This is a genomic window from Paenibacillus sp. GbtcB18, from assembly GCF_019091125.1.
Lineage (GTDB): Bacteria > Bacillota > Bacilli > Paenibacillales > NBRC-103111 > Paenibacillus_F > Paenibacillus_F chitinolyticus.
Genome location: NZ_JAGXJX010000033.1, coordinates 1 through 3,126 on the forward strand (window position 1 = coordinate 1; position 3,126 = coordinate 3,126).

General features: G+C 29.5%; 2 protein-coding genes and 2 pseudogenes. All 4 read right to left on the reverse strand.

Features of this window, described 5'->3' with window-relative positions; all coding sequences use genetic code 11:
• A pseudogene (locus KVT34_RS29170) lies at nucleotides 1–390 on the reverse strand (polysaccharide pyruvyl transferase family protein); the annotation flags it as partial.
• A 16-nt stretch (nucleotides 391–406) separates the two neighbouring features.
• On the reverse strand, nucleotides 407–1,438 hold the full coding sequence (locus KVT34_RS29175) for a glycosyltransferase (protein WP_088097392.1): 1,032 nt from the start codon (nucleotides 1,436–1,438) through the stop codon (nucleotides 407–409).
• An 85-nt stretch (nucleotides 1,439–1,523) separates the two neighbouring features.
• Entirely contained in the window at nucleotides 1,524–2,714 is a 1,191-nt protein-coding gene (locus KVT34_RS29180; protein ID WP_088097393.1) for a glycosyltransferase, read from the reverse strand.
• A gap of 10 nt (nucleotides 2,715–2,724) precedes the next feature.
• Nucleotides 2,725–3,126: pseudogene (locus KVT34_RS32110) on the reverse strand (glycosyltransferase family 32 protein); the annotation flags it as partial.

The window sequence follows — 3,126 nt, forward strand, 5'->3', positions numbered from 1 at the left end:
CTCTTCTTTCACCCTCCTATCATTTTCATACCATCCAGGTTGCTCTCCATAACAATAATTGTCCCCTCCTATCGATAAACATACGTCCACATTTTTTATATGTTTGATAATATTTTTATGAATTACACCCAATGCATAAGATTCATCATTAAAAAACTTCAATTTAAGTGCAGATAATAACCAATTATAGGAATATTTCTTTATACTAAGACTGGATCCATCATATATACCATCCAACTTACTTATTAATTGATCCGATTCTGGCCTACCCGATACTAAATAAACCTTCGTTTCATCCATTTTTTCTTTTATGATATTAGTAGATGAACGAACTATAGCTTCACATCCTCTATTAAAACTACCATCATGAGCAAACATCATAATCTTCATATTTGTGAGCTCCCCACTATTGTTTATTTTTATATCTACTATATGACGTAGCACAATATAGTCCAATAGTTGATTTTATTTTTATTAAACTTATAATAAATTTCTCATACTTTCCCAACGTATAATAAACATTACTATAATATATAGGTAATGCCTCCCTTACATATCTATCTTGTATCATATTTTTTACATATTGATACCTTTTTTTAAAATCCATATCTTTACACGGTTGAAAATAAATATGTACGTAAGACATCAAACTATTTATAAGTTTTATCGCTTGCAATTGTCTTACCTTTGTATCATCCATGTTAATGAATAATTTCGACATATCCATCTTATACACTTCCACAGCCCTCTTAAAATAATCCTTTTCTAATATATTTCTAGTCGCACTCCCTTTCACTTCTCTATAAGAATATCCCGTATAATCTATATATTTAACTTTTTTCGCATTATTAAAAAATAAAATATTAAACATCCCATCCTCACCTAATTCCACCTTTTCCGGGAATTTTATATTCTTTTCCTTTATTGTATTAGTTCTATATATTTTATTTACAGCAGTATTTAAATTATCTGTTCTGAGAAAATACGGTAATAATTCTTGTTCTATAAAATCTTTCTTTAATACAATATCTTTTGGAAACGAATATTTTGTTATTATTTTATGTCCTTCAATTTCTTCTTCAAAATTCGATATAACTGCATCACAATTATCTTTTTTTGCCGTTTTATATAAAACTTCATACATATCTTTTTCTACATAATCATCAGCATCCATAAATCCAATGTATTCTCCCCTTGCAGCAGATAAACCTATATTCCTTGCAATGCTCACACCTTGATTTGTTTGATTTATAATCCGCATCCTTTTATCCTTTTTTTCGAAATATTCGATAATTACCTGACTATTATCCTTAGATCCATCATTTACAAATATGAATTCACATTCTTGAAGTGTTTGACTTAAGAGCGACTCGATACATTGAATAATGTATTTTTCTGCATTGTAAACAGGCACTATAATGCTAATTTTCCCACACACACCTATCCCTCCCAATTAACTTTGTTAAAATTACATCGTATAACTCCTCTCAACAATATTTCGGAGGAACTTCTCTATTTTCATCTCATATAATCCCATACAATTTATTCAGCTCATAAATATTATCATGATTTTTCCGTGAGCAATTATTAGACAACTCTTTTCTTATAGCGGAATCCTCATATAACCTTTCGATTCCATCCGCTATTCCCTTAACAGATAGTTCTACAATACATCCATCAATTCCATCTCTCACCTGACTTTTGGCCGTTGTGTAATTTGTAATCATAACTGGTTTTGAAAGAATTTGTGCCTCACCTACTGTAATGGCCTTCCCTTCATATCTAGATGGTTGTACATATAAATCAGCTTCTTGTATATACGGATATGGATTTGTTTGTTTCCCTAACAATACAAAATCTTTCTCTAGTCTCAAACTTTTTATCAAATCTTTTATCTTTGCTTCATCTCCTCCATACCCAACTACATACCAAGCAATATTATCATACCCTTTATCTTTTAATATTTTTAAAGACTTGACAGCATTGTCTATTCCTTTTGCATATGATAGCCTAGCTACTGTGATAATTTTAAATCTTTTATCATGAACCATAGGGTTTTCTATATTTTCCTTTGACATTTTTTTTATGAAATTTGGTGAGGTCAAATTTTCTATTACAACAACCTTATTTTCTAATTCACCATATTTTTTTAGAAAAGAATTTCTACACTCTTCAGATACAGCCACAATGTGATCAAATTCTTTCCACATTTTTACGTCCATCTTTACATCTAACTCTAGATTAGAATAATCTGTATGAATCCACGCAATTTTCTTTCTAGCCTTAATCTTTTCAGCTATAAAATAATGTGGCCATAAATAACTAATTGCTATATCGTACTCTTTCTCCTCTTTAGGAAGAAATGGCAAAGCATACTTCCACATTAATTGCATTTGGTAATATCCAGGTTCTGTTATTTTTTTCATTCTACCTATAACATCAGCATTTACTCTTGATAAAATTCTACTTATTCCAATACGATATTGTTTTTCTTTAAAAATCCCGCTTATTGATTTTCTAAAAGTTGTATACTGTGGAATTTCCTCTAATAGATTCACTTTATTCGTAACCAAGCTCATAAAATCTCCTTTATGTCTATATAACATCAAATCCACCGCATAATTTTCATAATCAAAATTCTCTAACAGACTTATGAGACTTCTTTCTACTCCTCCAATTTCCATATCAAAAGAGGATATTAATATATTTTTCATTATCATCCTCCTAGTTTTTTGAAATTATTTTTCTGATTTTAGCTATATTTTCTCCTCCTATAATTTTAGCTGCTAGTATCTTGATGTTACCTTTCAATCTCACTTTTGGTGATAGCCAACTTTTATAAAAATAATGTATTACATATGTTTTGCCAGTTATAAATTTTCTACAGTTAATATAATCATATGGTGAAAAATATGTTTGCGGATAAAAAGCACCCTCTCCTTCAATTTCTTGATATTCGCCATTCATTATTAATCCTCTGTTTTTCAACATTTCTGTTACAATAGCTACATTCGTCAAATCATCATAGCTTCCATCTTCATTTATAAAACTTTTCTCTTTATATAAGTCTAAAAACATTTTTATAAGTTCATTTTCTTTAGCTGCCCCTATTGTACTAGTAGCTAT

Excerpts from the sequence above, each read along its gene's own strand:
- KVT34_RS29180 (WP_088097393.1), bottom strand. The coding sequence starts at position 2,714 with ATGAAAAATATATTAATATCCTCTTTTGATATGGAAATTGGAGGAGTA.